Origin of the sequence: Kribbella turkmenica (assembly GCF_004348725.1) — a bacterium.
GTDB classification, from domain to species: domain Bacteria; phylum Actinomycetota; class Actinomycetes; order Propionibacteriales; family Kribbellaceae; genus Kribbella; species Kribbella turkmenica.
Window position 1 is genome coordinate 1 of sequence record NZ_SMKR01000076.1, and the last position, 25,730, is coordinate 25,730.

The window sequence follows — 25,730 nt, forward strand, 5'->3', positions numbered from 1 at the left end:
TTGTGTATAAGAGACAGCGCCGGCTGCAGCCGTTGGAGTACGACCACTACTGGCTGTCGGACACGCCTGAGGTGATCGGCTCGAAGACCTGGGGCGGATGCTGCGCCCGGATGGTGACCTGGGTGCGGTTCAAGGACAAGGCCACGTCGAAGGAGTTCTACGCGATCAACACGCACCTGGAGGCGTTCGACGCGACCGCGCGGTCGAAGTCGGCCGACCTGATCCTGCAGCGGATGACCGCACTCGACCCGACGCTGCCGGTGATCATGACCGGCGACTTCAACGAGGCGGCCGCCGCCGGGGTGAACGTGTACGACAAGCTCGTCACCAGCGGCAAGCTGGCGGACAGTTGGGTGACGGCCGAACGGCGGAGCGCCCTGTGGGGCACCTTCCACGGCTACAAGCCGCTGACTCCGAACGGCACCCGGATCGACTGGATCCTGACCACTCCGGGCGTGCGCGTTTCGACGGCGTCCATCAACACCTTCAGCAAGGACGGGCAGTTTCCGAGCGACCACCTGCCGGTCGAGTCCTGGGTCCACCTGCCCTGAGACCGGAAGGACCCCCGGCCGCGGTTGCGGCCGGGGGTCCTGTGCTGGGGGTTTCGGGGTGCCGGTCTACGCGGCCAGGGTCGGGTCGGCCAGCAGTCGCAGGCGGCCCAGAGCCTCGCGCTCGATCTGGCGGACGCGCTCGGCGGAGATGCCGTGCACGGCGCCGATGTCGGCGAGCTTCGCCTGGCGGCCGTCGTGCAGGCCGTACCGGCGCCGGATCACGTCCGCGGACCGCGGGTCGAGCTGGTCGACCAGGCTGAACAGGCCCGTGCGGTCCGACGCGTCGGCGACCAGCTGGTCCGGCCCCGGCGCGGTCTCGGCCGCGATCAGGTCGCCCAGCGAGGTCTCACCCTCGTCGTCGATCGGGTTGTCCAGGCTGATGTGGTCCCGGCCGATCCGGATCAGCTCGGAGACCCGCTCCTCGTCCAGGTCCAGCTCTGCCGCGATCTCGTCGATCTCCGGCTCCCGGCCGAGCTTGCGCTCCAGCGTGCGCCGGGCGGACCCGATCTGGTTCAGCTGCTCCACCACGTGCACCGGCAGCCGGACCACCCGGGCCTGCTGCGCGATACCGCGGGTGATGGCCTGCCGCACCCACCAGGTCGCGTACGTCGAGAACTTGAAACCCTTGCGGTAGTCGAACTTCTCCACCGCCCGAATCAGGCCGGTGTTGCCCTCCTGGACCAGGTCCAGCAGCGGCATCTGCGACCGTCCGTAGCGGCGGGCGATCGAGACCACCAGCCGGAGGTTCGCGGTCACGAACCGCTGCTGCGCGCGCTGGCCCTCGTCGGCCAGCCACTGCAGCTCTTCCTCCGTCGCATATTTGGGCGCTCCGCCCTTCTTCCGTCCAACCCGCCCCTCGGCCAGCAGTTGCTCCGCGAGGAGACCTGCCTCGACCGTCTCAGCGAGCTCGACCTCTTCCTCAGCCGTCAGCAGGGGCGTGCGCGCGATCTCTTCGAGGTAGAGACCGACGCTGTCCTTGCCGTCGATGCCGTCGTCCGCGGTGCGAACACGAGTCGTGCGAGCCACCGAAACTCCCTTCGTCGTTACATGGAGAGCAACGTTCGAGTGAGGTTCAAGATTCCACGACGAGTGTGTAAACAGCCTGAACGTTCCCTGAGAGTTCCCGGCACCGACCAGGTGCGGAAACCAGGGTCTGCAGCCCCGCCGTGGCCGCTTGCCGGACGCCGGGGCCCGAACATGCGCGCATTTCGGTGTGATCACGCACCTTCCGCGGCTTTTCGCCGGAATTCCACCGACCGGGCCGGCGGGACTCCGCTACCGGAGGCTGAGAATCTGGGCAGAATCCCGGCCTTTCCGGTCGCCGAATGTGTTGCACAACACACCGTTGAGCTCTCCATCGAACAGCAAGGCCGCAGGTACCCGCGGCGTTCCCGCACGAAACGGTCAACGAGCCACTCGGCGCGGTGGGCGGCAGGCCCGCCGCGCCGGCGGGCCTGCCGAGGTGGTCAGGCGAGGCCCAGGGTGTCCAGTTCCCAGGAGAGCGTGAACGCCAGTTCACGCCAGGCGTCGTAACGGCCGGAACGGCCGCCGTGGCCGGCTTCCATTTCGGTTTTCAGCAGGACGTCGACGTTTCCGGTGGCGGTGGCGCGGAGTTTCGCGACCCACTTGGCCGGCTCGACGAAGAACACCCGGGTGTCGTTCAGACTGGTGATCGCCAGGATCCGCGGATACTCCTGCGCGGTGACGTTCTCGTACGGCGAGTAGGACTTCATGTACTCGTACACCGCGGCGTCCTCGAGCGGATTCCCCCATTCCTCCCACTCGATCACGGTCAGCGGGAGCGACGGGTCGAGGATCGTCGTCAGCGCGTCCACGAACGGCACCTCCGCGACGATCCCGCCGAACGCGCCCGGCGCCAGGTTCGCCGCCGCGCCCATCAGCAGACCGCCCGCGCTGCCACCGTGCGCGACGATCCGCTCCGGCCGCGTCCAGCCGTCCTTGACCAGGTGCTCGGCGACCGTGACGAAGTCGGTGAAGGTGTTCCGCTTGGTCAGCATCTTCCCGTCGTCGTACCAGTGCCGCCCGAGCTCACCTCCGCCACGGACGTGCGCGATCGCGAACACCACACCGCGGTCCAGCAGCGAGAGCCGGGGGATCGAGAACCACGGATCCATCGAGCTCTCGTAGGACCCGTACCCGTACAGCACGACCGGCGCGTTCCCGTCCTTGGCGACGTCCTTGCGCGCCACCAGCGAGATCGGCACCGAGGTCCCGTCGGCCGTGGTCGCCCACTCCCGGTACTGCGTGTAGGCGCCGAGGTCGACCCCACCGAGGACCGGCTGCTGCTTCAGCAACCGCCGCTCACCGGTCGCGACGTCCACGTCGTACGTCGAACCCGGGGTGACCAGCGACGTGTAGCCGAAGCGGTAGCGGGTGTCGTGCCACTCGTCGTTGCGCCCGGGGGAGACCGTGTAGATCGGCTCGCCGAACTCGAGCGTCTCCGGTGCGCCGAAGCCGTCCGGCGTACGGCGCATGATCGCCAGCTCGGTGAGCGCGTCGCGCCGGCGGTAGAGGATCACGTGGTCGGCGAACGCGTCGACACCGAGCAGCCGACTGGTCTCATCGCCCTGGATCAGCGTGGTCCACGCGCCGGGGGAGTCGAGCGAGGCGGTCGCGAGGGAGAAGTTGGCCGCGTCCGCGTTGTGCGTGATCAGCAGCTGGTCGCCCGCGTGCTCGACGTCGTACTCGACGCCCTCGCGGCGGGGCGCGACCACGACCGGCCGGCCGGCCGGGTCGTTGGCGTCGAGCAGCCAGACCTCGCTGGTCAGCTTGCTGCCGAGGGCGATCATGATCGCCTGCTCGTTGCGGGTCAGGTCGACGCCGACCCAGAACCGCTCGTCCGGCTCCTCCATCACCAGGACGTCGTCAGCGGCACCGAGGGCGTGCCGCCACACCTGGTACGGCCGCCAGGCGTCGTCGACCTTCGTGTAGAAGATCGTCGACCCGTCGGCGGACCAGGCCGAGCCGTAATGGACCTCGGGCAGCTCGTCCGGCAGCAGCTCGCCGGTCGCCAGGTCCTTGATCCGCAGCGTGAACCGCTCGTCGCCCTTGAGGTCGACCGAGTAGGCCATCAGCCGGCCGTCGGGGGAGACGTCGACCGTGCCGAGGGAGAAGAACTCGGAGTCGCCGGCCACCTCGTTGCCGTCGAGCATCACCTCTTCGCCGGGGATCTCGCCGTCGGTCGCGGGCGGCTCGTCGCCGTCGGCCTTGACCCGGCAGTGGATCGCGTACTGCTTGCCCTCGACCGTGCGCGAGTAGTACCAGTACCCGCCGCGCCGGGCCGGCACGCTCAGGTCGGTCTGCAGGGTGCGGTCCGAAATCTCCTTGAAGATTGCCTCACGCAACGATTCCAGGTGGGTCGTGCGGGCCTCGGTGTAGGCGTTCTCGGCGCGCAGGTACCCCAGCACCTCGTCGTCGGACTTGTCCCGCAGCCACTCGTACTCGTCGACGAACACGTCGCCGTGGTGACGGCGCTCGACCGGCTTCCGGGCGGCGACCGGGGGCTTCACAGAATCGTTCTCGGGCATGCCGCGAGACTACCCGCAACCGGCGACCGCCGGTCGCCGGATATCCACAGCAGAACTAGAGCCCGTACGTCGCCACGACCGGGGCGTGGTCGCTCCAGCGCTCGGCGTACGTCGGGGCGCGGTGGACCGAACATCCGGTGGCCGCGGGCGCCAGCGAGGGGGAGGCGATCTGGTAGTCGATCCGCCAGCCGGCGTCGTTGTCGAAGGCCTTGCCACGCCAGGACCACCACGAGTACGGACCGGGTCCGTCGCCGCCGAACCGGCGGCCGAGGTCCACCCAGCCGGCGGCGAACAAACGGTCCATCCAGGCGCGCTCCCCGGGCAGGAAGCCGCTCTTCTTCCGGTTCGCCTTCCAGGCCTTCAGGTCGACCTCGCGGTGGGCGATGTTCAGGTCGCCGCACATCAGCACGTGCCGCCCGTCGGCCCGCAGGTCGGTCAACCGCGCGGTGATCGCATCCAGGAACGCGTACTTCTCCTCCTGCCGCGGCGGCGTCTCGAACTCACCGGTGAACACGTAGGTGCTGACCGCCGTCAGCAGCGACCCGTCGTCCAGGACGACGTCCGCCTCGATCCACCGGCCCGACCCGGCGAACCGCTCGGGCCCCACGTCGATCCGCTCGTCCTTGACCGGCCGCCGCGAGGCGACCGCCACGCCGGCGCGGCCTTTGTGCCCGTCGATCGACGGCTCGGCATGGGCGAGGTGCCAGTCCGCGCCGAGCAACTCACGCAGTACGTCGCCGGTCGCCCGGACCTCCTGCATCAGCAGCAGGTCAGGATCCGTCCGCTCCAGCCACGGCGCCATCCCTCGCCGGTACGCAGCCCGAATCCCGTTCACATTCACCGTGGCGACCGTCAGCACAGCCAAACCCTAACGCGCGTCCACCGACAGGTTGCGCAGTGCCAGATACCCGCCGACCGCCGGCACCAACGCGAGCAGCTTCCCCCGCGTGGTCGCACCGGCCGTCGCCAGCGCCGACACGATCACCACGAGGTACGCCGTCCCGTGCGTCGGACCGAGCGCCGACGAGACCGCGGGCCAGTGCACGGTGAAGAGATTGAGAAACAGCAGGCAGATGCTGATCGCCTCGACGGCGGCCGCGATCTTGAGTACGCGCAGCATCGTCAGACCCCCGTCGTCGAGCCGGGCCGGACGATCATCAGCACCACGACCACGGCCCAGAGCAGCGCGAAGACGCCGGTCGTCATCGACAACGACTTCGCCTGCGGGAGTACGCGGTCGCGCGCCTCGGGCGCACCGTCGGCCGCGGCCAGCACCCGTCCCTGGGCCGGCAGGACGACGAACGCCAGCACACCGGCCGCGATCGCGGTGAGGATCATCGACACGATCAGCCAATAATCGGTGAGCACCCCGAGCCCGGCACCGACCGCGATCCCGAAGACAGGGACGGACAGCCCGCCGATCGCGTACCCACGACTGATCCGGTGCAGCACTTTCAGTTCGGCGGTCTCGGGCTGGTCGGCGGCGAGCGCGCGCCGGGCGAGCGGTGGGAACATGCTCGCCGCGACCGTGACCGGTCCGACGAAGATGATGGCGGCCAGCACGTGCACGCTGAGCAGGAACTTGTTCATGCGGAGTCCGATCTCGGGGAATCGAGTTTCAGGTAGACTGTAACCTACGTATCAGCCAGCCTGAAACTGCGCCGGCTGGCATGATGTGCCGATGGAGGAGACAGGCCAGCCGCCGATCAGCCCTGCGCTGCTGCTGATGATGCTCGGCCGCCAGCTGCGCGACCGGACGGACGCGGAGCTGCGCCGGCAAGGGCTGTCGATGCGCCACTTCTCGGCTCTCGGCCACCTGGCCCACCAGCCCGGCCTCTCCTACAGCGAACTGGCCCGCCGCGACGGCATCACCGCACAGAGCATGCAGTCGACCCTGCTGCAGCTCCAGGACATGGGTGCGGTCGAGCGCCGCAGCGCTCCCGGCCGCGGCCGGACCGCCGATCTGCAGGTCACCGCCGCCGGGCAGGAACTCCTCGACCGCTGCCGGGCCGTGCTCAACGAGGTCGACGGACGTCTCCGGGATGCGGTCGGGCCGGACCAGGCAGCGCTGATGGCCGAGGCGACGCTCGACGCGCTGACGGCCTTCAGTGAGTCGTCGTGAGGATCGCGTCGAGCGAGCGTTCACAGAGGTGCTCGAGCTCGTCGGCCGAGATCGTCGGGTTGTCGATCCAGGTCAGCAGGGTCTGTTCGACGTACCCCTGCCAGCCGTGACAGGCGAGCTCGACCACCGCAGTGATGTCGCTGCCGCGCTCGGCGACGGCGCCGATCACCCAGGTGCTGAAGACCTGCCGGATCTCCGAGTGCAGAGCGCGTACGTCGGGATCGCCGGCGGCCGACATCAGCAGCGTGACCCGATAGAGCTGTGGTGCTTCCAGGACGGCGCGGACGAACGCGCGGATGCCCGAGCGGAGCTGTTCCTCGGGCGGCAGCGTGGGGTCGGGCGCGGTCCGCAGCATCACCTCCGCGGCCGCTTCCTCGATGACGGCGTACTGGAACTTCTTCTTCGAGCCGAAGTAGTGGAAGACCAACGCGGGGGAGACGCCCGCCTCGGCGGCGACCAGCTCGACCGTCAGTTCCCGGTGCGGGTCGGCGACCAGCACACGCCGGGCGGCCGCGAGGATCTGCGCGCGCCGCTCGTCGGGCCGCAGCCGCGCGGACGAGGTCTGGGTCATACCGGCAGTCTATTGAGTATCCGGTCAACAGTCATTTACTGTTGAGTGCACGCTCAACAAGCTGGAGGTCCGCGATGCGCCCGTTGCCCGGCCAGGTCGTCCTCGTCACCGGAGCCTCTCGCGGCATCGGCGCCGCGGTGGCGCGCAGGCTCGCCCAGGAGGGTGCGACCCTGGCGCTGATCGGGCTGGAACCGGACGAACTGAAGAAGGTCGCCGAGGACTGCGGCCCGCACGCCGGCTGGTGGGAGGCCGACGTCACCGACACCGAGTCGCTGCGGGCCGCGGTCGAGGCCGTGGCCGAGCGGTACGGCCGGATCGACGTGGTCATGGCGAACGCCGGCATCGCGGCGCCGGGGTTCAGCCGGAGCATGGACCCGAAGGTGTGGGAGCGGGTCCTCGACGTCAACCTGTACGGCGTCTGGCGCACAGTCCACCTCACGCTGCCACATCTGCTGGCGAGCAAGGGCTACCTGCTGCTGGTGTCGTCCCTCGCGGCGATCGTGCGCATCCCCGGACTCGCGTCGTACAACGTGGCCAAGGCCGGTGTCGAGGCGATGGGGGACACCCTGCGGGTCGAGCTCAAGCATCTCGGCGTCCGGGTCGGTGTCGCGCACATGACGTTCGTGGACACCGACATGGTCCGCGGGGTCGACGAGCACCCGGTGTTCGGCACGGTGCGGACAGGGGTGCCGCTGGCGAGCAGGGTGTACCCGTTGGAGTTCGCCGTGGAGAAGTTCACCGACGGGATCAGGAGGCGCCGCCGGACCGTGCACGTGCCCGGGTGGATCGGCGCGATGAAGGTGTTCCGCTGGCTGATCCCGCACGTGATCGAGGCCGGGTCCAGGTTCAGCGTGCCGAGGGCCGACCGGGCCGCCGTCGCCGACATCGAGGCCCGCGGGCTCGCCGAGTCCACCCGTGCCTCCGGAGCGGGCGGCCGCGCCGACGCCGAGAAGGCCGCCGGACGATGAGTCGCCGGTACGACGTCGTCCTGCTCGGTGCGAGCGGGTTCACCGGCAGCCTGACCGCGGAGTACCTGGCGAAGCACGCCCCCGCGGACCTTCGCTGGGCAGTTGCCGGACGCAACAAAGCGAAGCTGGAAGGCTTCGGCCGGGACGTCCTGCGCGCCGACGTCACCGACCCGGCGTCACTGAAAGCCCTCGCCGAGTCGGCCCGCGTCGTCGTCACCACGGTCGGCCCCTACATCCAGTACGGGGAGCAACTGGTCGCCGCCTGTGCCGAAGCCGGCACGGACTACCTCGACCTGACCGGTGAGCCCGAGTTCGTCGACCGGATGTACGTCGGTTACCACGAGCGCGCCGTCCGAACCGGTGCTCGCATCATCCACGCGTGCGGCTTCGACTCGATCCCGTACGACCTCGGCGTCCAGTTCACCGTCGAGCAGTTGCCCGAGGGCGTCCCGATCCGGGTCGACGGTCTGGTGCGCGCCGGTGCCCGTCCCTCGGGCGGGACCTTCCAGACCCTGATCACCGCGTTCTCCCGGCCGAAGGAGAACCTCGAGGCCCACCGGGCCAGGGGCCGGGCCGAGCCGCGTCCATCGGGCCGATCGGCCCGATCGGTTCCCGGAAAGCTGCACCGGCAACAGGGTTTCTGGGCCGTTCCGCTGCCGACCGTCGACCCGCAGATCGTCGCCTACTCCGCCCGCCTGCTCGACCGCTACGGGACCGACTTCCGCTACTCGCACTACGCAGCGTTCGAGCGCCTGCCGATGGTTGCCGGAGGCATCGGTGGGATCGCCCTGCTCGCGGTGGCGGCCCAGGTCCCGCGGGCACGGAAGGCGTTGCTCAACCGGATCAGGTCCGGTGAGGGCCCCAGCGCGGAGCGGCGTGCCAGGTCCTGGTTCAACGTCCGCTTCGTCGGCCGCGGTGGCGGCAAGCAGGTCGTCACCGAGGTGGCCGGCGGCGATCCCGGGTACGACGAAACCGCGAAGATGCTCGCCGAGAGCGCGCTGTGCCTGGCACTCGACGACCTGCCTGCGACAGCCGGCCAGACCACCACAGCCGCCGCTATGGGCCCAGCGCTCCGCCAACGACTGGTCCGGGCGGGCATGACCTTCGCCACCCTGAGCGCCGACGCGTACTGACCGTCAGCGGCGGAGCCGGATGCCCGGATGGATCCCGGGGTCGCGGCGTACGTCGCGCATCGGGTGGCAGGCTGGAGGACATGAGGACACGCGTCTCAACCTGATCTGGCTGGTGCTGCCGCTCGGAAAGGACCTCGTCCCCACCGACCAGCCGTTCGCGCCGCGGTGAGGTCGCTCACCGTCCTTGGCTCCTGTGGTGCCTGGCCGGAGCCCGGTCGCGCGTGTGCCGGCTTCCTGCTCGAGTACGACGGCTTCACGGTCGTCCTCGATCTCGGCTACGCCGCCCTCCCGCAGCTCCTGCGCCACCGCCCGGGCGGCGACGTCGACGCGGTCGTGGTCACGCATCAGCACCCGGACCACTGTGTCGACGTGAGCGCGCTCGCCCGGGTCCGGCACTACGCGGCACGCGACGCGGCGCCGATCCCGCTCCACTGTCCGCCGGGCGTTGTCGACGTACTGCGAGCGCTCGAGCCCACGCCGGATCCGGCGACCGTCTTCGACGTACACGACCTGACCACGACGAAAGAGATCGGCCCGTTCACGCTGGAGACTGTGCTGCTGCCGCACTACGTCACCAACCCTGGCGTCCGGTTGACCGCACCGGGCGTCTCGGTCGGCTACACCGGCGACAGCGGACCGTCCCCCGCGCTGACGAAGCTTGCCCAAGGCACCGAGCTGCTGATCTCCGACGCCACCCTGCAGGGTCCGTCGCCGCAGACCACGCCGCGCTACGTGATGACCGCGGCCGAAGCTGCCCGCGCAGCCAGGGGAGCGAAGCGGCTGCTGCTGACCCACTTCTGGCCGGGCTCGGACCGATCGGTGTCGGTCACCGAAGCACAGCAGGAATTCACCGGTGAAGTGATCGCGGCCGACGAAGGGCTCATCCTTCCGCTGTGAGCCGCGCGCCGCAGGGCCGAGCGGTGCAGCAAGTTCCGCCGGACGCCTGCAGGGGGACCACGGCCCGTACCTGAGCGCGAGGCCGGTGACCGACGAGCCGCTTGCGTCAGGCTGCTTCGACGACCTTCCGCACGTTGGCGATGCCACCGCAGCCGGACTTGATCAACCGGGCGCGCTCCTGCGCGAACGCGTCGCCCAGTTGCCGACGGGTCTCCTCCGAGATGTCGGTGCGGGCCGGGTTGAGGACGTCGCGCTCCTCCTCGTCGAGGTGGTGCGAGAGCGCCTCGGACAGCTCGTGCAGCTTCTCGCTGAACTCCTCGCTGCCGGCGTCCTCGACCTCCATCAGCGCCAGCAGCGCCTCGTTGCCCTCGTCGTGCTCGTGCTCGGAGTGCTCGACCTCCTCGGCGTCGATCGCGTCCTTGCGCCGCAGCGACGGGTACACCTTCGACTCCTCCGCCTCCGCGTGCGCGATCAGCACCGTGACCAGGTCGGCCAGTACGGCGTCCCGGTCGCTCCGCACGTCCCGCAGTTCGCGCAGCGCCTCCTCGAACCAGCGGTGGTCCGCGAGGATGATCTCCACCACGTCCCCACCCGTGGCCGGCAGGATCTTCGGCATTCGTCGCCCTCCAAGCATCTCGAACGTCTGCGGAGCAGGTACCCAGGTCCTCACCGGATAACCTGCAGCCATGCCGACTGCCTTGCCGACCGCGCTGGTCCGACGTCCCAGTCCGCGGCTCGCCGACGGAATCGTCACCCACATCGAACGCACCCCGGTCGACGCCGGGCTGGCCGCCCGCCAGTGGCAGCGGTACGTCGACGCACTCGTGACCACCGGCTGGACCACGGTCGAGGTGCCGGCGATCGACGAATGCCCGGACGGCGTCTTCGTCGAGGACACGATGGTCGTGTACGGCGATCTCGCGGTGATCGCCCGCGCCGGCGCCGACGAACGCCGGCCGGAGGCCGAGGCCGCGGAGCGGACCGTGGCCGCGCAGGGCTACCGGATCACCCGCATCACCGCGCCCGGCACCCTCGACGGCGGCGACATCCTGAAGATCGGCACCACCGTGTACGCCGGTCTCGGCGGCCGCACGAACGCGGACGGAATCCGCCAGCTGGCCGAGGCCCTCGAGCCGCTCGGCGCGACCGTGCGGGCGGTGCCGGTGACGAAGGTGCTGCACCTGAAGTCGGCGGTGACCGCACTGCCTGACGGCGCGGTCGTCGGGTACGAGCCGCTCGTCGACGACCCGCGGGCGTTCGACGTGTTCGAACCCGTCCCGGAAGAATCGGGCGCGCACGTCGTGCTGCTGGGGGAGGGGCGTCTGCTGATGGCCGCGTCGGCACCGAAGTCCGCGGCGAGGTTCGAGCAGTTGGGCTACACGCCGGTGGTCGTCGACATCAGCGAGTTCGAGAAGCTCGAGGGCTGTGTCACGTGCCTCTCGGTGCGCTTGCGTCGTTGAGCAACCGCCGGGCCGCTTCGGCTGCTTGGACGTCCCGCTTCCGGCCCCGGGTCCCGGTCACGTGGCATGCGTCCACCAGTGCTGTGCGGTAGACGACCGCGTCCGGGTGTGAGGCGCCGAGTGCCTGCATGCTGTCGTCGACAACCTGGGTGAGTGCCTCGATCGCGTCGGCGATCTCACCGCAGGCCATCAGCGCCCGCCCGAGTGCGGCGCGGTCGCGCAGCAGTTGAGCGTCGTACCGGTCGAGGTCCTGCTCGTCGACGGCGACGATGTTCGCGAGCAGCTTGGCCTCCGAGCGCGGGCCGCCGACCATCAGTCGCGCGCCGGTGACCGCTTCGGTCGCGGCACGGGTCAGTTCGTGGTTGGGCCCGAACACCTCGACCAGTTGCGGCGTCATCAACTCGAACCACGCGATCGCGCGGCCGTAGTTCGCGGTCGCGAGCAGGCCCTGCGCGACTCGCAGCCGCACGCGCAGCGTGGCCGGGTCGTCGGCCGGCAGCCTCTTCTCCCGGTCGGTCAGCGCGGATTGGTAGAAGGGCAGGGCCCGGCCGGGTTCGCTGTCGCGCCAGTACGCCTCGGCCTGCTGGTACGCCGGATCGCCGTCGAGCTCGGGATGCGCGCTCACCGCGTCCTGGCGTACGACGGTCTGCACCGGCCGGTCGACGACCTTGCGGCCGATGTAGCCGCGGCCGCCGGTCGGGATGATCCGGAACCGGCCGATCTTCGCGACCGGGATCCACAGGTAGGTGGAGTACAGCGTGCGGATCGACGAGCCGCAGTCCTCACAGACATCGCGGTGGCCGTAGAAGCGGCTCCCGATCCCGGTGGCCCCGGCCTCGTCCGGCGGACGCCAGGCGATCGACGACGCGGTGCAGGGTGCGCAGAACGGGTAGACCCCCCGCCGTTCATCGTTCATTCGGCCCATTCTGGCCGCTCCGGGGTTCGTCGTCCTCATCGGCTCCGCCCGGAGCCACATTTTCGAGCGCGGGGTCGTCGACGGCGAACGTGCGCACCGGTCCCGGCGGCGTCTCCGCGGTCTCGAAGCGGACCGTCACCCGGCCGAGTCCCGAGCCCCAGACCCAGCCACGGCCGTAGTCGGGATGGACGACGTCCTGGCCGGGGTAGTAGCCGGTGACGTCGCGGACACGCTCGGGCAACTCGACCACCTCGGGCGGCCGGTCGGCGTACTCGCTCTCGGTGAAGAGGTCGTCCTGGATCCAGTCGGCCAGGGACGAGACACCGACTCCGAGCAACCGGATGCCGCCGGAGACGTCGCTCTCCTCGAGCAACCGGCGGGCGACCCGGGCGACCACCCGCGCGTCGTCGGTCGGCCCGGCCAGCGTGGACGACCGGGTGTGGGTGGTGAAGTCGTGCATCCGGGTCTTCACCGTCACGGTCCGCCCGGACAACTGCGCCTTCTGCAGGCGCTCGGCGACGCGGTGCGCCATCCGGTCCGCGATCGCGGACAGCAGTGAGCGGTCGATGATGTCGGTCTCGAAGGTGTCCTCGACACTGACCGACTTGGTCTCCCGGTCGCTCACCACCGGACGGTCGTCGGCGGCGATCGCCAGCCGGTGCAGGCTCGAGCCGTGCGCCGACCCGACCTGGCGGATCAGTTCGTCCTCGTCCAGTTGCTGCAGGTCGGCGACGGTCCGCACGCCGGCCATGCTCAACCGCTGCGCGGTCGCGGGACCGACGCCGGGAATGACCGTGACCTGCATCGGTGCGAGGAACTCGGCCTCCGTCCCCGGCGGTACGACGACCACGCCGTCCGGTTTGTCGAGGTCGCTGGCGATCTTGGCGATCAGCTTCGACGTGCCCGCGCCGACAGACGCGGTCAGGCCGCCGCTCGCCGCCCGGATCGCGGCCTTCAGGTCGAGCGCGATCGCGTGCACGTCGTCGACCGTCAGTCCGGTCAGCCCGGCCGCGGACAGATCGACGAACGCCTCGTCCAGCGACAGCGGCTCGACCAGCGGCGACAGCGTCCGCATCTGCGCCATCACCGCCTGACTCGTCCGCCGGTACTCCTCGAACCGCGGGCCGAGGTACGCCGCGTGCGGACAGCGCGACCGTGCCTCCGCCGTCGACATCGCCGACCGGACGCCGTACTTGCGCGCTTCGTACGACGCCGTCGAGACCACACCGCGCAGGCCGATCCCGCCGACCACCACCGGCTTGCCCCGCAACGACGGCTTGTCCCGCTGCTCGACGGCCGCGAAGAACGCGTCCAGGTCGACATGCAGGACCGAAGGTTCACCACGCACCTGACAAGTCTCCCCGTTACCACCGACAGTCCACGACCGGGCCCGTCCCCGGGCCTGCCGGTTTCGTTGCTCCGGGCAAATCTCCCCGGTGATCCCGGCCGGCTCGCGGCACCCGGCGTGACCTACCACGCGCTTGCGGCTCACATCCGCGGGCACCTTCAGGCAGACTGAGGCCATGGCACCACGGGGCCACCACGGGGCCACCACGGGAGGCGCAGATGGGTGAGGAAGTCGACCGGGTCGAGTTCACCCGGGCGGACCGGACGGCGTTCCGCAACCAGGTCCACCGGAACCTGGACGCGTTCGCCCGGATGTTGCGCGAGGCCAGGTTCGCACCCGAGCGGCCGATGACCGGGATCGAGATCGAGCTGAACCTGGTCGACGAGCAGTACGACCCGGCGTTCAAGAACTCCGAGGTGCTGAGCGCGATCGAGGACGACGCGTTCCAGACCGAGCTCGGCCAGTTCAACATCGAGATCAACGTGCCGCCCGGCCAGATCGACGGCATCGGGCTGGACACGATGGAGTCGGCCATCCGCGACAGCCTGAACGCGGCCGAGGAGAAGGCCGGCCGGACCGGTTCGTCGATGGTGATCGTCGGCATCCTGCCGACGCTGATGACCGACCACATCCACCGTGAGGCGCTGAGCACCAATCCGCGGTACGCGTTGCTGAACGACCAGATCTTCGCCGCCCGCGGCGAAGACGTGCAGATCGCGATCGACGGGGTCGAACGACTCGCGGTAACCGCGGACAGCATCGTGCCGGAGGCCGCCTGCACGTCCACGCAGTTCCACCTGCAGGTCACGCCGGAGGCGTTCCCCAGGTACTGGAACGCGGCCCAGGCGATCTCCGGCGTGCAGCTCGCGGTCGGCGCGAACTCGCCGTTCCTGTTCGGCAAGGAGCTGATGCGGGAGACCCGGATCGCGTTGTTCGAGCAGGCCGCGGACACCCGAACGCACGAGCTGAAGACCCAGGGGGTGCGGCCACGGGTGTGGTTCGGCGAGCGCTGGATCACCTCGATCTTCGACCTGTTCGAGGAGAATTCCCGCTACTACCCGGCCCTGCTGCCGGTCACCTCGGACGAGGACCCGATCGCCGTCCTGGACCGTGGCGACACCCCGGCCCTTTCGGAGTTGCGGCTGCACAACGGGACGATCTACCGCTGGAACCGCCCGGTGTACGACGTTGTCCGGGACAAGCCCCACCTGCGGGTGGAGAATCGCGTGCTGCCGGCCGGCCCGACGGTCGTCGACACGATCGCGAACGGTGCCTTCTACTTCGGCCTGGTGCGTGCGCTGGCCGACGACGAACGGCCGATCTGGTCGCAGATGTCGTTCTCCGCGGCCGAGGAGAACTTCCACGAGGCCGCCCGGCACGGCATCGACGCGGAGGTCTTCTGGCCCGGCGTCGGGACCGCGCGCGCGACCGAGCTGGTGCTGCGCCGCCTGTTGCCGTTGGCCACGCAGGGCCTGGACGCCTGGGGTGTCGACGCCGCGGTCCGCGACCGGCTGCTCGGCATCATCGAGCAACGCTGCCTGACCAACCGTAACGGTGCCGCCTGGCAGGCCGACGAGTTTCATCGACTGTATACAAAGGGTTCCCACGGTCGCCGGGACGCGCTCCGCGGCATGCTCCGCCGGTACTCCGAGCACATGCACGCGAACACGCCCGTGCACGAGTGGCCGGTCGACTGACCGGGGCGGGGGCGGGGAAGGAGTGAGCACTGAACCGGTTAGCCGGGAGACAACGTAGGACAGCCGACCGTCACGCTCCGTCGGGTGCCCAAGGCAACGGGGTGGGGAGTTCGATAACGACCCGGACTACAGGGGTGGCGCGTCGGGTGACAGCCCTGCAAAGGTGTGGCCACCGGAAGGTTAGAGAGGCCCGTCGCGGGTAGTACTCGGGCACCGGCGTGGCTGCCGCACCAACGGCCGCGGCGGTGGTGGAGTACTGCCCGCACGACGATCAGCCGTCCGTCACGACCGCGACACAGCTGGTGCAAATGCAGCGGATGCCGACCACGGTCAAGCGCAGTATCGTTCGGAACGGGTCGACACGACACCCGGAGGTGAGGCAGGGCGATGACGACCATCGTCGTGGGTTACGTGCCGAAGGCGGAGGGCCGTGCAGCCCTTCGACGCGCGGCGGAAGAGGCGACGCTGCGTGACGCGAAGCTGGTGGTGGTGAACTCGCACCGGGGCGGGCGCAGCTTCGACAGCGATGAGGCCGCGGCGAGTGACGCCGCGTTGACGGAGGTACGGGAGCAGCTCGACTCGACCGGCGTGCCCTACGAGGTGCGGCAACTGGTGCGTGGACTCGACCCGGCGGAGGACCTGGTGGCCGTCGCCGAGCAGGTGCACGCGGAGTTCATCGTGATCGGGCTTCGGCGCCGGTCCCCGGTCGGCAAGCTCATCCTCGGCAGCAACGCCCAGCGGGTGCTGCTCGACGCTCCGTGTCCGGTGCTGGCCGTGAAGGCCGAGGAAGGGGAGGACTGAGGTGACTTCGACACGCAGCAAGAAGCTGTGCCTCGCACAGCAGCCCGACGCCGACGAGATGCTGAGCAGAGATCCCTTCGCCTTGCTGGTGGGCATGTTGCTCGACCAGCAGATCCCGATGGAGCGCGCGTTCGCGGGTCCGGTCGCGATCGCGAAGCGGATGGCGGGTCCGTTCGACCCGTCCACGGTCGCGCACTACGACCCGGACGCGTTCGTCGAGGTGGTGGCCGGCCCGCCGGCCGTGCACCGGTTCCCGACCGCGATGGCCGCCCGGATCCAGACCCTGGCCAAACACCTCGACGAGGAGTACGGCGGTAACGCTTCGGCCCTCTGGTCCGATGTGAAGTCCGGGGACGACCTGCTGGCCAGGCTGTCGGCCCTGCCGGGCTTCGGCGCGCAGAAGGCGAAGATCTTCGTCGCGCTGCTCGGCAAGCAGCTCAAGGTCCGGCCGCGGGGCTGGCGCGAGGCGTCCGAGCCGTACGGGGAGGACGGCGCCTACAAGTCCGTCGCGGACGTGATCGACGTGGCATCGCTGGTGAAGGTGAGGCAGTTCAAGCAGGAGCAGCAGCTGGTCCAGCAGCGAGTGGTGGCCCGGCCGCTGCGGCGGACCCGGAACGGCTGAGGACGACGGATCGCGCGACCCGATGTGAACGTCGAAGTACCCAGGCCTCTGCCGGCGCGGGAGCGTCCGCCCGGCAGGGGCCTGAGTACGTCGTTCGGGGGGTCGTGGCGCGCTCGGGCTTGGTCCGCGGATTACAATGTAGTGTTGCCGCCGCCTGACCAGCGAGCAGCCGCAGAGAGTCGTACCCAGAACCCAGCACCACAGGCACTATCAACGCCGTACCGCCGTATCACAAACCCTGCGTCAGACGAGAGGTAATTCGTGTCGTCCAGCTCGTCCGAGAATCTTCCCGCCGAGTCAGCCCGGGCAGTGCCGGCCACCGCCCGCAGCGCGGCTCCGAGGACCAGCGCCCGTGTGACCGACCCCGCGGCCAAGAAGGCCGCGGTCAAGAAGGCCGCGGCCAAGCCCGCCGCCGGCACCAAGGAGGACGGTATCCCCGCGAAGAAGGCCGCCGCGGCCAAGAAATCGTCGCCGGCGAAGAAGGCGGTCGCTGGCAAGGTCACCGAGGCCGGGCTGTCGATCGATCCGAAGACCGGCAAGCCGAAGTCCCTGGACGACGTCGACGAGGCCGACTTCAAGCCCGACGTGGTGCAGACGCTGGAGAAGGAGCTCACCGAGGACGAGGGCTTCGTCGTCTCCGAGGCCGACGAGACCGACGAGCCCGAGCAGCAGGTCATGGTCGCCGGTGCCACCGCGGACCCGGTGAAGGACTACCTGAAGCAGATCGGCAAGGTCCCGCTGCTGAACGCCGAGCAGGAGGTCGAGCTCGCGAAGCGGATCGAGGCCGGCCTGTTCGCCGAGGAGCAGCTCAGTGACGAGGCCGCGAAGCTCAAGGACAAGGTCCGCGACGAGTACGACTGGATCTCCGAGGACGGGCGGCGGGCGAAGAACCACCTGCTCGAGGCCAACCTGCGCCTGGTGGTGTCGTTGGCCAAGCGCTACACCGGTCGCGGCATGCTCTTCCTGGACCTGATCCAGGAGGGCAACCTCGGTCTGATCCGCGCGGTGGAGAAGTTCGACTACACCAAGGGCTACAAGTTCTCGACGTACGCCACCTGGTGGATCCGGCAGGCGATCACCCGTGCGATGGCCGACCAGGCCCGGACCATCCGGATCCCGGTGCACATGGTCGAGGTCATCAACAAGCTGGCCCGCGTCCAGCGGCAGATGCTGCAGGACCTCGGTCGCGAACCCACTCCGGAGGAGCTCGCCAAGGAGCTCGACATGACCCCGGAGAAGGTCATCGAGGTGCAGAAGTACGGCCGCGAGCCGATCTCGCTGCACACCCCGCTCGGTGAGGACGGCGATTCCGAGTTCGGCGACCTGATCGAGGACTCCGAGGCGATCGTGCCGGCCGAGGCGGTCTCGTTCACGCTGCTGCAGGAGCAGTTGCACGCGGTCCTGGACACGTTGTCCGAGCGCGAGGCCGGTGTCGTCTCGATGCGCTTCGGTCTCACCGACGGCCAGCCGAAGACTCTGGACGAGATCGGCAAGGTGTACGGCGTGACCCGGGAGCGGATCCGCCAGATCGAGTCCAAGACGATGTCGAAGCTGCGCCACCCGTCCCGCTCGCAGGTACTGCGCGACTACCTGGATTGATCGATGACCCAGGTGATCGCCGGCGTCGTCGCGCTGGCGATCCCTGTGTTCCACACGGCTTCCCTGGCCGCCGCCGTTCTCACGGCGGCGGCCCTGCTGTTCACCCTGCTGCTGGTCGCCCGCGCCTCCGCGCCGGCAACGGCTCCGCTGCGGGCGATCGCCGCGTCGGTCCGGCACCGCGCGGAGGAGACGGCGTTCCTGCGTCTCCGTGACCCGGACGCGGCCGGACGTCCACGCCCGCGAGCACCAGGACAGTAGCGCCACCTCTCGCGCTCACTGTTCCTTCTCACTCGTGGAGTTCTGTCATGCCTGCTTTCCTGGAGGCGCCGGTTGCCGGTGCCTACCACCTGATCACCGCCCTCGTCACCGCGATCGAACCGCTCACCGGCGCGTACGCCGCGGTGACGGCGATCGTCTTGTGCACGCTCGCCGTCCGCCTGCTGCTCCTCCCGCTCAGCATCCGGGCTCACCGGGGGATGCGTGCGCGTGCCGCGCTCATGCCTCGGCTGAAGGTCGTCACCGATCGGCATCGGGACGATCCGGAGCGCCTGCGGCGTGAGATCGCCAAGCTGCAGTCGGAATCAGGGACCACGCTGTTCGCCGGCTTCCTGCCGACGCTCGCACAACTGCCGTTCTTCTGGCTGATGTACACGCTGTTCTCCCGCGCAGTGGTGGCGGGGGAGTCGAACCAGTTGATCAGCGGGAGTCTGCTCGGTGCGCCGCTCGGCCTGCACTGGCCGGTCCTGACCGGGACTCCGGCGTTTCTCGCGCTCGCCGTACTGCTCGCGGTGGTGGCGTTCTTCTCGGCCCGGCGGCAACTCCGGGAGCTCGACGAGACCGCGACGCCGCTGACCCGGCGGATTGCCCAGGTCCTGCCGTTCGGCACGCTCGCCACCGCGGCCTTCGTCCCACTCGCGGCCGGCCTGTACCTGCTCACGACCACCACGTGGACAGTGCTCGAACGCGCCGTACTGCAGCGCTGACTTTCGTTGCCAGCCCGGAAGCATTCTGCTACCGTCTTTATTAAAGCCGGTTTCAATAAGAATGGGGCCAGATGCACGCGGAGCGATCGGAGAACCAGGTCGCCTGTCTGCGATTCCTGGCCGGCACCGACGAGCCGCGGACGGTCGGCGTCATCAGCGCCGGGACCGGGCTGTCGCGACCGACCGTGCACGCCGTTCTCGACGACCTCCTCGAGGCCCGGCTGGTCGTCACCACCAACCCGTCGACCGCCGGCCCGGGGCGTCCCGCCCGCGCCTTCCGGTTCGCGCGGGAGGCGGGGCTCGTTGCCGGTGTGGACCTGGGGCCGCGGGGAGCGCGGGCCGTCATCTGCGATCTGTCCGGCCACCGGCTCGGATATCAGGAGCTGCAGACCGGTCGGCGTCCGGACCTGTCCCTGATCCACCGGGCAGTCCATACGGTCGCCCACGAGAACTCGATCGACCTGTCCCGGCTGCGCGCGGTCGGCGTGGCCCTGCCGGGCGTGATCGAGACGAACGGACGCCTCCGGGCCAGCCTCGCGCTGCCCGACCTCGTCGGCGTGCCGGTCGGGGAGACCCTGGCCCAGGAGCTGGGCTGTCCGGTGGCCGTCGACAACGACATCAAGCTCGCGGCGCTCGCCGAGCAGCGCGGCGGCGCGGGACGCGGCTACTCCGACGTCGTCTACCTCCAGATCGGCCGGCGGGTGTCGGTGTCGATCGTCCTGAACGGCGGCATCCGGCAGGGACGCCACCGGCTCGCCGGAGAGCTCGGAGCCCAGCGCGGGATGCGCTGGACACGGAACGCCCAGCGGGGCCAGTTGAGGTGGACCTCGCACCCGACCGGCGAGGCCGTGCTGACGGCGTCCGCCGCCGGCGACCCGGATGCCCGCGCGGAGATCGAGGACTTCTGCGCACAGATCGCCGGACGCATCGTCACGGTGCTGCTGGTGGTCGACCCCGAGGTCGTGGTCGTGCGGTTCGGCTTCCCGCAGGACAGCAGTGCGCTTCTCGGTCCGCTGGCCGCCGCGGTCGGGAAGGAGTTGGTGTTCCCGGAGCACCCGCCGTTCGTGGCTTCGGCGCTCGGTCGCGAGGCCGTCGTCCTCGGGGCGGCCGGCACTGCGTTCGACCAGTTCAGTTCCGGCATCTACGGGGTTCACGACTACCCGAGTCCGTGGACCCAGCTCACTCACGACGTTGAGAGGACCAGTACGTGAAGCTAGGAGTCAGCTCATACTGCTTCCGCACGCTGATGGCGAGCGGCGGGATGGATTTGATCGGTGTCCTGGACTGGGTCGCCGCATCACCCGCCGGGCATCTGGAGATCGCCGCCATGGACGGCGAGTACTACCTGGAGAACGACGACGTCGTCCGCGACACGGCCAAGCACGCCGAGGAGCTCGGCGTGCCGATCGTGAACTACCTGGTCAGCGGCGACCTGCGGACCGCCGACAGCCAGGAGATCGACCGCCTGCGCCGGCAGCTCGACGTCGCCCACCGGTTCGGCGCCCGCATCTTCCGGCACGACGTCGCCCCGTGGGCCTGGCGTGAGCAGCACCCGGGGGAGTTCGAGTCGACGTTCGCGAAGGTCGTCGAGGGCTGCCGGGCGGTCGCCGACCACGCCGCCGGCCTGGGCATCGTGTCGACGATCGAGAACCACGGCTTCTTCATGAACGGCGCCGACCGGCTGGCCCGGCTGGTGCACGCCGTGGACCGCCCGAACTTCCGGGTCACCCTCGACCTCGGCAACGGGCTCTGCGTCGGCGAGGTGCCCGGCCGGACCGCCGGCGGACTGATCGACGTCGCGGCGTCGGTCGGCGTGAAGGACTTCCACATCCGCCGGTCAGCCGGCGACGGCTGGCTCAAGACGCTGGCCGGCGACTACCTGCTCGGCACGATCGCGGGTCACGGTGACGTCGACCTGCCGGGGCTGCTGGCTCTGGTCGGCACCAAGCCCGACCTGCCGGTGAGCCTCGAGTTCGAAGGCCCGGAGGCCACTCCGGACGCCATCGAGCGCTCGCTCAAGAACATCCTCGGACTGGTGGGAGCTGCCTGACATGACCACGAGAGTCGCTGTGATCGGGGTGGGCGCGATCGCGACCCAGCACCTGATCTCGTACCAGCACAACCCCCAGGCCGAGCTGGTGGCCGTGTGCGACATCGACCGGGCGCGGGCCAAGGCGCGGGCCGACGAGTTCGGGATTCCCCGGGCGACCGACGTGGTCGAGGAGGTTCTCGCCGATCCCGGCGTCGACGCGGTCAGCATCTGCGTGCCGAACCTCCTGCACGCCTCGATCGCGGAGGCGGCGCTGCGGGCCGGCAAGGACGTCCTGGTCGAGAAGCCGATGGCGGTCACGGTCGGGGAGGCAGAGGCGCTGGTCCGGGCGACGCAGGAGACCGGGCAGGCGCTGCAGATCGGCTACGTCCGGCGCTTCGCCCCGAACGCCCTGGTGACCAAGCGTTTCCTGGACGAGGGCGAGTTCGGCGACATCTACGCCGCCCGGGCCACGATCATCCGGGCCGCCGGCAATCCCGGTGGCTGGTTCGGCGACATCGGTGTCTCGGGCGGAGGCCCGCTGATCGACCTCGGTGTGCACATCATCGACCTGTGCTGGTACCTGATGGGCATGCCGACCGCGGTCTCGGCGTCGGGGGCGACGTTCTCGGCCCTCGGTGCCCGGGACAACATTCAGCACCTGTCCCGGTACCGAGCCGCGTCCGCCTCGCGGGTGAACAACGTCGAGGACTACGCGACCGCGCAGGTCCGCTTCGAGGGTGGCGCGGTCCTGGACGTGGACACGTCGTACTCGCTGCACGCGCGGAACGCCACCAGCGTGAAGATCCACGGCGACAAGGGCGGGGCGGAGATCGAGCCGGAGCTGCTGATGATCACCGAGCGGCACGACACCCTGTTGCACATCCACCCGCAGATCGACTCGCTCGGCTTCGACTTCACCGTCGGGTTCGCCAACCAGATCGACCACTTCCTGCGGATCTGCCGGCGGGAGATCCCGGCCGACGCGACCGCCGAGCAGGGCCTGGAGATGGCCCGGATCCTGACGGCGATCTACGAGTCCGCCAGGATCGGCGCCGAGGTGCCCATCACGCGCTGACCGTTGGCCGGCGGGACGGCCCGATCGTTGCTCCGTCCCGCCGCGCCGGCGAGGCCCCGGATCCGTCGCCGACCCGGACGAGGCCCTCGGTCACGTCACCGCCGGTCAGCGGGAGTTCGTCCTGGTCCTGCACGGGGGCCTCCATTCCCCGGTGTGAAACGATCTGTCGTGACATGTGCGCGGGTGAGTATCGTGCCCGATCCGCAATCGATCGCAGGCATGGCGTGACCGCCGCCTCACCTGTCGAAGCCCAGCGGGGATCAGCCGGACGCGGTACCTGATCCTGGGGCTGGCGTTCGTCGGGCTCTCACTGATTTACCTGGACCGGGCGAACCTCAGCGTCGCGCTGCCGTTCGGAGTCGCTGTGCGTCGCGCTGCTGTTCCTGGCGATCTCGTACGCGAGCCTGGCGATCGCGGCGACGGGGACCTGGTCCCTGCCCGGGAACGTGGCGCCGAGCTCACGGCACGTGGCCTCGATCGGCGGCATCGGTCAGCGGCAGGTGCACGGTGAAGGTCGCGCCGTGGGGTTCGGCGTCGGTGACGTCGACGCGACCGCGGTGGGCTGCCACCAATGCGGCCACGATCGACAGCCCGAGGCCAGAGCCGCCGGTGGCCCGGGTGCGGGCCGAGTCGGCGCGGTAGAAGCGCTCGAAGACACGCGTTTTCTGCTCGTCGCTCAGCCCGGGCCCGGTGTCGCTGACCTCGAGAATCGCCTCGCCGCCGCGGGTGCCGACCGACACCGTGATCGGTGCTTCGAGGGGCGTGTGGTGGAGGGCGTTGCTGACCAGGTTGCCCAGGACCTGACGCAGCCGTGCCTCGTCGCCCGCGACCACCGGTGCTCGGGAGTCCGGCAGGATCTTCAGCGAGACGTCCCGCCCCGGCTGCACCGCCTGGGCCGTGTGCAGCGCGTCGGCCGCGACCGGTAGCAGATCGACCTGTTCCAGCTTCAGCGGGCGCTGCTGGTCCAGCCGGGCGAGCAGGAGCAGGTCGTCGACGAGCAGGCCCATGCGCTTGGCCTCGTCCTCGATCCGCCGCATCGTGTCCGGGTCGGTCACGCCGCCACGCTGCCGCGCGAGCTCCGCGAACCCGCGGATCGACGTCAGTGGCGTGCGCAGCTCGTGGGAGGCGTCCGCGACGAACCGTCGCATCCGGTCCTCCGACTGCCGCGCCGCGTCCTCCGACCGGCGAGCGGCATCCTCGGACCGGCGGGCGGCGTACTCCGACGCGGTCCGCTGGGCGAACGCGGTCTCGATCTGGCCGAGCATCTGGTTGAGCGCGACCGACAACCGGCCGACCTCGGTCCGCGGATCACGGTCCGGCACTCGCCGGCTCAGGTCGCCGCCCGCGATCGCGACAGCCGTGTGCTCGACGTCCTCCAGTCCGCGCAGACTGCGCCGTACGACGAACGTGCCGACGCCGGCCAGCAGCACGAGCAGGATGATCCCGGCCGCGACCTGGATGCCCACCAGGCGCTGGATCGTCCGGTCCGTGTCCTTCAAGCTCTGGGCGACAATCACCGAACCCTGGCCGTTGTCGAGCGGAACCGCGAGCACGCGCCAGGTGGCGCCACCGGACACGGCGTCCACCTCGAAGGACCTGCCCTCGAGCGCCCGGACCTGGTTGAGGGTGAGGGTCGGCAGCTTCGGCCGCGGCTCGGTCTCGGTCAGCGGCGCGTCGACCGGACCGTTGCGGCTGTTGCCCTCGGAGTCGTTGACCTGGATGACGAACTGACTCGGCAGGAGGCGCCGAGCTCCGCTGACCCGCGGTGGCAGCGGACGCCGGTCGACCGGGGTCCGGTCGATCGTCGCCGCGGTCTGTCGCAGTTGGTCGTCCACGCGGGCGAGCAGATCGCCACGCGTGATCGTCGTCGCCAGCACACCGGAGGCGATCAGCGCCAGCGCCACCAGCGTCAGCAGTACGACGACGATGGTGACGCGGAGCGGATACCGGTCGGTGAAACGCCGGTGGCTGAACTGCATCAGCTGGGTCCTCGCGGGGTCCGCAGCACGTAACCGACACCGCGGACGGTGTGCAGGAGCTTCTGGTCGCCGGTGTCGACCTTGCGCCGCAGGTACGACATGTACGACTCGACCACACCGGCGTCCCCGGCGAAGTCGTAGTTCCAGACCGCGGACAGGATCTGGCCCTTCGACATCACCCGCTCGGCGTTCTCGAGCAGGCAGCGCAGCAGCTTGAACTCGGTGAGCGACAACTGGACCGCCTGGCCTGCCTTGAAGACCTCGTAGCTGTCCTCGTTCAGCTCCAGATCCGCATAGCGCAGGACGGCGGCCTCGGTCGCGATCTGCTCGCGGTGGCCGGAGCGGCGCAGCAGTGCACGCACCCGGGCGACCAGTTCGTCCAGGCTGAACGGCTTGGTCACGTAGTCGTCGCCGCCGGTCTGCAGGCCGAGCACCTTGTCCTCGACCGCGTCGCGCGCGGTGAGGAACAGCACCGGCACGTGCCGGTCCTCACCGCGCAGCCGGCGGACCACCTCGAAACCGTCCAGGCCGGGCATCATCACGTCCAGCACGACCAGGTCGGGCTCGACCTCTCGCGCCTTGCGCAACGCCTCGGCGCCGTGGGTCGCGGTGCTCACGTCGTACCCGGCGAAACGCAGACTCGCGGACAGCAGTTCGACGATGTTCGGCTCGTCGTCGACCACCAGGAGATGCGGGCTCATCCACGTCCCCGCTTCGCTCCGGGCGCGGATGCGGCACAAGAGGCGCTGTGCTCGATGATGAACTCGCTTCGCTCGCTCATGCCCTCAGTGTGCCGGGCTCACCCGTGGGAAACCTGCAAGGTTCCTGGCAATCGGCTGTGAGTCAGCGGGGCCCGCGGCCGAACCCCCACTTCTCCCGGGCCGCGTCGCGGACCGTGCCGTCGTTGACCGAGGTGGCGGTGGCCTTGCCGTCGGCCACCACCGCGGTCACCATGACGGTGTTCCCGGTCTTCACGTCGTCGATGCCGTCCCGGGCGGCGTTCACCAAGGTGTCCTCGGTGAGCGTGTAGGTCCGGCTGTAGCCGTCTTCGCTCTTCACCGTGATCGAATCCTTGCTGACCGCGGTGACCTCGCCGCGCTGGGTGGCGACGGTCTGGTACGTGCCGTCGTCCTTCTTCACCACGAACTCGCCGTGCAGCGCGCCGCCGAGGCCGAACATGCCCCGGTGCGCGCCGCCGCCCTTCCCGCGCTCGCCCGGGGTGTCCGGCGTGGTGGAGGGGGCCGACGGCGAGGCCGAGGGGGCCGGCGAGGGAGTCGGGTCCGCGGTGGACGACGCCCACGCGACCCCGCCCGCGGCGGTGGTGGCCACCACCGCCGCGGCCGTGCCGGCCAGCCGCCAACGGTTCTCGATGAGCTTTTGGTACGACGCCATGCTGAAGTGCCTTCCGTACTGCGTGCCAGGCCGAGC

At 69.9% G+C, this 25,730-nt stretch carries 29 protein-coding genes; 16 read left to right on the forward strand and 13 right to left on the reverse strand.

Annotated features, from left to right (window positions below):
* Nucleotides 1-551 (forward strand): endonuclease/exonuclease/phosphatase family protein (locus E1218_RS18365; protein WP_132321729.1); only part of this gene is annotated, 551 nt, incomplete at its 5' end.
* A 66-nt stretch (nt 552-617) separates the two neighbouring features.
* Here E1218_RS18365 and E1218_RS18370 read toward each other — a convergent pair.
* The 5 genes from E1218_RS18370 to E1218_RS18390 all read right to left on the reverse strand — a co-directional run bounded on the left by E1218_RS18370 (nt 618) and on the right by E1218_RS18390 (nt 5,689).
* Nucleotides 618-1,577 (reverse strand): sigma-70 family RNA polymerase sigma factor, encoded by a 960-nt coding sequence (locus tag E1218_RS18370; RefSeq protein ID WP_132321731.1) that lies wholly within the window; start codon nt 1,575-1,577, stop codon nt 618-620.
* 440 nt (nt 1,578-2,017) lie between these two features.
* A complete protein-coding gene (locus E1218_RS18375; RefSeq protein ID WP_132321733.1) occupies nt 2,018-4,099 on the reverse strand; it encodes a S9 family peptidase in 2,082 nt (693 codons plus the stop codon).
* 55 nt (nt 4,100-4,154) lie between these two features.
* Nucleotides 4,155-4,958 (reverse strand): exodeoxyribonuclease III, encoded by an 804-nt coding sequence (gene xth / locus E1218_RS18380; RefSeq protein WP_132321735.1) that lies wholly within the window; start codon nt 4,956-4,958, stop codon nt 4,155-4,157.
* 9 nt (nt 4,959-4,967) lie between these two features.
* Nucleotides 4,968-5,219 carry a DUF3817 domain-containing protein gene (locus E1218_RS18385; protein ID WP_132321737.1) on the reverse strand — a complete coding sequence of 84 codons (252 nt, stop codon included), beginning with the start codon at nt 5,217-5,219 and terminating at the stop codon, nt 4,968-4,970.
* A 2-nt stretch (nt 5,220-5,221) separates the two neighbouring features.
* Entirely contained in the window at nt 5,222-5,689 is a 468-nt protein-coding gene (locus E1218_RS18390) for a DUF2269 family protein (RefSeq protein WP_132321739.1), read from the reverse strand.
* Between the two features lie 91 nt (nt 5,690-5,780).
* Here E1218_RS18390 and E1218_RS18395 point away from each other — a divergent pair, with 91 nt between their 5' ends.
* Complete coding sequence (locus tag E1218_RS18395) at nt 5,781-6,221, forward strand: MarR family winged helix-turn-helix transcriptional regulator (RefSeq protein WP_132321741.1); 441 nt, start codon at nt 5,781-5,783, stop codon at nt 6,219-6,221.
* Here the strand turns inward: E1218_RS18395 and E1218_RS18400 are convergent.
* Nucleotides 6,205-6,792, reverse strand: coding sequence for a TetR/AcrR family transcriptional regulator (locus E1218_RS18400; protein ID WP_132321743.1), 588 nt, complete (start codon nt 6,790-6,792; stop codon nt 6,205-6,207). The two genes, E1218_RS18395 and E1218_RS18400, sit on opposite strands and share 17 nt — an antisense overlap.
* Nucleotides 6,793-6,866: 74 nt before the next feature.
* Between E1218_RS18400 and E1218_RS18405 the strand changes: the two genes are divergently transcribed.
* The 4 genes from E1218_RS18405 to E1218_RS18415 are packed head-to-tail and all read left to right on the forward strand — an operon-like array spanning nt 6,867 to nt 9,790.
* On the forward strand, nt 6,867-7,760 hold the full coding sequence (locus E1218_RS18405; protein WP_132321745.1) for an SDR family oxidoreductase: 894 nt from the start codon (nt 6,867-6,869) through the stop codon (nt 7,758-7,760).
* Nucleotides 7,757-8,893 carry a saccharopine dehydrogenase family protein gene (locus tag E1218_RS18410; RefSeq protein ID WP_132321747.1) on the forward strand — a complete coding sequence of 379 codons (1,137 nt, stop codon included), beginning with the start codon at nt 7,757-7,759 and terminating at the stop codon, nt 8,891-8,893. The genes E1218_RS18405 and E1218_RS18410 overlap by 4 nt, the downstream gene beginning before the upstream one ends.
* Nucleotides 8,894-8,912: 19 nt before the next feature.
* A complete protein-coding gene (locus tag E1218_RS36125; RefSeq protein ID WP_165949317.1) occupies nt 8,913-9,062 on the forward strand; it encodes a hypothetical protein in 150 nt (49 codons plus the stop codon).
* The gene (locus E1218_RS18415; protein WP_132321749.1) at nt 9,059-9,790 is read left to right on the forward strand and encodes an MBL fold metallo-hydrolase; all 732 of its coding nucleotides are present in this window, start codon (nt 9,059-9,061) and stop codon (nt 9,788-9,790) included. Before E1218_RS36125 ends, E1218_RS18415 begins: the two co-directional genes overlap by 4 nt.
* 106 nt (nt 9,791-9,896) lie before the next feature.
* Here E1218_RS18415 and E1218_RS18420 read toward each other — a convergent pair whose 3' ends face one another.
* Complete coding sequence (locus E1218_RS18420) at nt 9,897-10,406, reverse strand: hemerythrin domain-containing protein (protein WP_132321751.1); 510 nt, start codon at nt 10,404-10,406, stop codon at nt 9,897-9,899.
* A gap of 70 nt (nt 10,407-10,476) precedes the next feature.
* Between E1218_RS18420 and ddaH the strand changes: the two genes are divergently transcribed.
* Nucleotides 10,477-11,250, forward strand: a complete 774-nt coding sequence (gene ddaH / locus E1218_RS18425) for a dimethylargininase (protein WP_132321753.1) — start codon at nt 10,477-10,479, stop codon at nt 11,248-11,250.
* Here the strand turns inward: ddaH and E1218_RS18430 are convergent.
* On the reverse strand, nt 11,219-12,166 hold the full coding sequence (locus tag E1218_RS18430; protein ID WP_132321755.1) for a tetratricopeptide repeat protein: 948 nt from the start codon (nt 12,164-12,166) through the stop codon (nt 11,219-11,221). The genes ddaH and E1218_RS18430 overlap by 32 nt on opposite strands.
* Nucleotides 12,156-13,514, reverse strand: coding sequence for a DNA polymerase IV (locus E1218_RS18435; protein WP_132321757.1), 1,359 nt, complete (start codon nt 13,512-13,514; stop codon nt 12,156-12,158). Before E1218_RS18435 ends, E1218_RS18430 begins: the two co-directional genes overlap by 11 nt.
* Nucleotides 13,515-13,732: 218 nt before the next feature.
* Between E1218_RS18435 and E1218_RS18440 the strand changes: the two genes are divergently transcribed.
* The 9 genes from E1218_RS18440 to E1218_RS18480 all read left to right on the forward strand — a co-directional run bounded on the left by E1218_RS18440 (nt 13,733) and on the right by E1218_RS18480 (nt 22,323).
* Nucleotides 13,733-15,211 (forward strand): glutamate--cysteine ligase family protein, encoded by a 1,479-nt coding sequence (locus E1218_RS18440; protein WP_132321759.1) that lies wholly within the window; start codon nt 13,733-13,735, stop codon nt 15,209-15,211.
* Nucleotides 15,212-15,598: 387 nt separating this feature from the next.
* On the forward strand, nt 15,599-16,012 hold the full coding sequence (locus tag E1218_RS18445) for a universal stress protein (protein ID WP_131337975.1): 414 nt from the start codon (nt 15,599-15,601) through the stop codon (nt 16,010-16,012).
* A 1-nt stretch (nt 16,013) separates the two neighbouring features.
* Nucleotides 16,014-16,634: an HhH-GPD-type base excision DNA repair protein gene (locus tag E1218_RS18450; protein WP_132321761.1), complete on the forward strand. Its 621-nt coding sequence runs from the start codon at nt 16,014-16,016 to the stop codon at nt 16,632-16,634.
* 261 nt (nt 16,635-16,895) lie between these two features.
* A complete protein-coding gene (locus E1218_RS18455; RefSeq protein ID WP_132321763.1) occupies nt 16,896-18,233 on the forward strand; it encodes an RNA polymerase sigma factor in 1,338 nt (445 codons plus the stop codon).
* A gap of 3 nt (nt 18,234-18,236) precedes the next feature.
* Complete coding sequence (locus tag E1218_RS18460) at nt 18,237-18,491, forward strand: DUF6412 domain-containing protein (protein ID WP_132321765.1); 255 nt, start codon at nt 18,237-18,239, stop codon at nt 18,489-18,491.
* 47 nt (nt 18,492-18,538) lie between these two features.
* On the forward strand, nt 18,539-19,216 hold the full coding sequence (gene yidC, locus E1218_RS18465; RefSeq protein ID WP_132321767.1) for a membrane protein insertase YidC: 678 nt from the start codon (nt 18,539-18,541) through the stop codon (nt 19,214-19,216).
* Nucleotides 19,217-19,287: 71 nt separating this feature from the next.
* The gene (locus E1218_RS18470) at nt 19,288-20,427 is read left to right on the forward strand and encodes an ROK family transcriptional regulator (protein WP_132321769.1); all 1,140 of its coding nucleotides are present in this window, start codon (nt 19,288-19,290) and stop codon (nt 20,425-20,427) included.
* Nucleotides 20,424-21,266 (forward strand): sugar phosphate isomerase/epimerase family protein, encoded by an 843-nt coding sequence (locus tag E1218_RS18475; protein ID WP_132321771.1) that lies wholly within the window; start codon nt 20,424-20,426, stop codon nt 21,264-21,266. Before E1218_RS18470 ends, E1218_RS18475 begins: the two co-directional genes overlap by 4 nt.
* Nucleotide 21,267: 1 nt before the next feature.
* Nucleotides 21,268-22,323, forward strand: coding sequence for a Gfo/Idh/MocA family protein (locus E1218_RS18480; protein WP_132321773.1), 1,056 nt, complete (start codon nt 21,268-21,270; stop codon nt 22,321-22,323).
* On the opposite strand, the gene E1218_RS36130 is transcribed toward E1218_RS18480, so the two are convergent.
* From E1218_RS36130 to E1218_RS18495, 4 genes are all read right to left on the reverse strand, one after another.
* Nucleotides 22,313-22,456: a hypothetical protein gene (locus tag E1218_RS36130; RefSeq protein WP_165949318.1), complete on the reverse strand. Its 144-nt coding sequence runs from the start codon at nt 22,454-22,456 to the stop codon at nt 22,313-22,315. The two genes, E1218_RS18480 and E1218_RS36130, sit on opposite strands and share 11 nt — an antisense overlap.
* Nucleotides 22,457-22,781: 325 nt before the next feature.
* The gene (locus tag E1218_RS18485) at nt 22,782-24,302 is read right to left on the reverse strand and encodes a sensor histidine kinase (protein WP_132321775.1); all 1,521 of its coding nucleotides are present in this window, start codon (nt 24,300-24,302) and stop codon (nt 22,782-22,784) included.
* Nucleotides 24,302-25,003: a response regulator transcription factor gene (locus tag E1218_RS18490; RefSeq protein ID WP_132321777.1), complete on the reverse strand. Its 702-nt coding sequence runs from the start codon at nt 25,001-25,003 to the stop codon at nt 24,302-24,304. Before E1218_RS18490 ends, E1218_RS18485 begins: the two co-directional genes overlap by 1 nt.
* Before the next feature lie 142 nt (nt 25,004-25,145).
* Nucleotides 25,146-25,694 carry a hypothetical protein gene (locus E1218_RS18495; protein WP_132321779.1) on the reverse strand — a complete coding sequence of 183 codons (549 nt, stop codon included), beginning with the start codon at nt 25,692-25,694 and terminating at the stop codon, nt 25,146-25,148.
* Between the last annotated feature and the right edge of the window lie 36 nt (nt 25,695-25,730).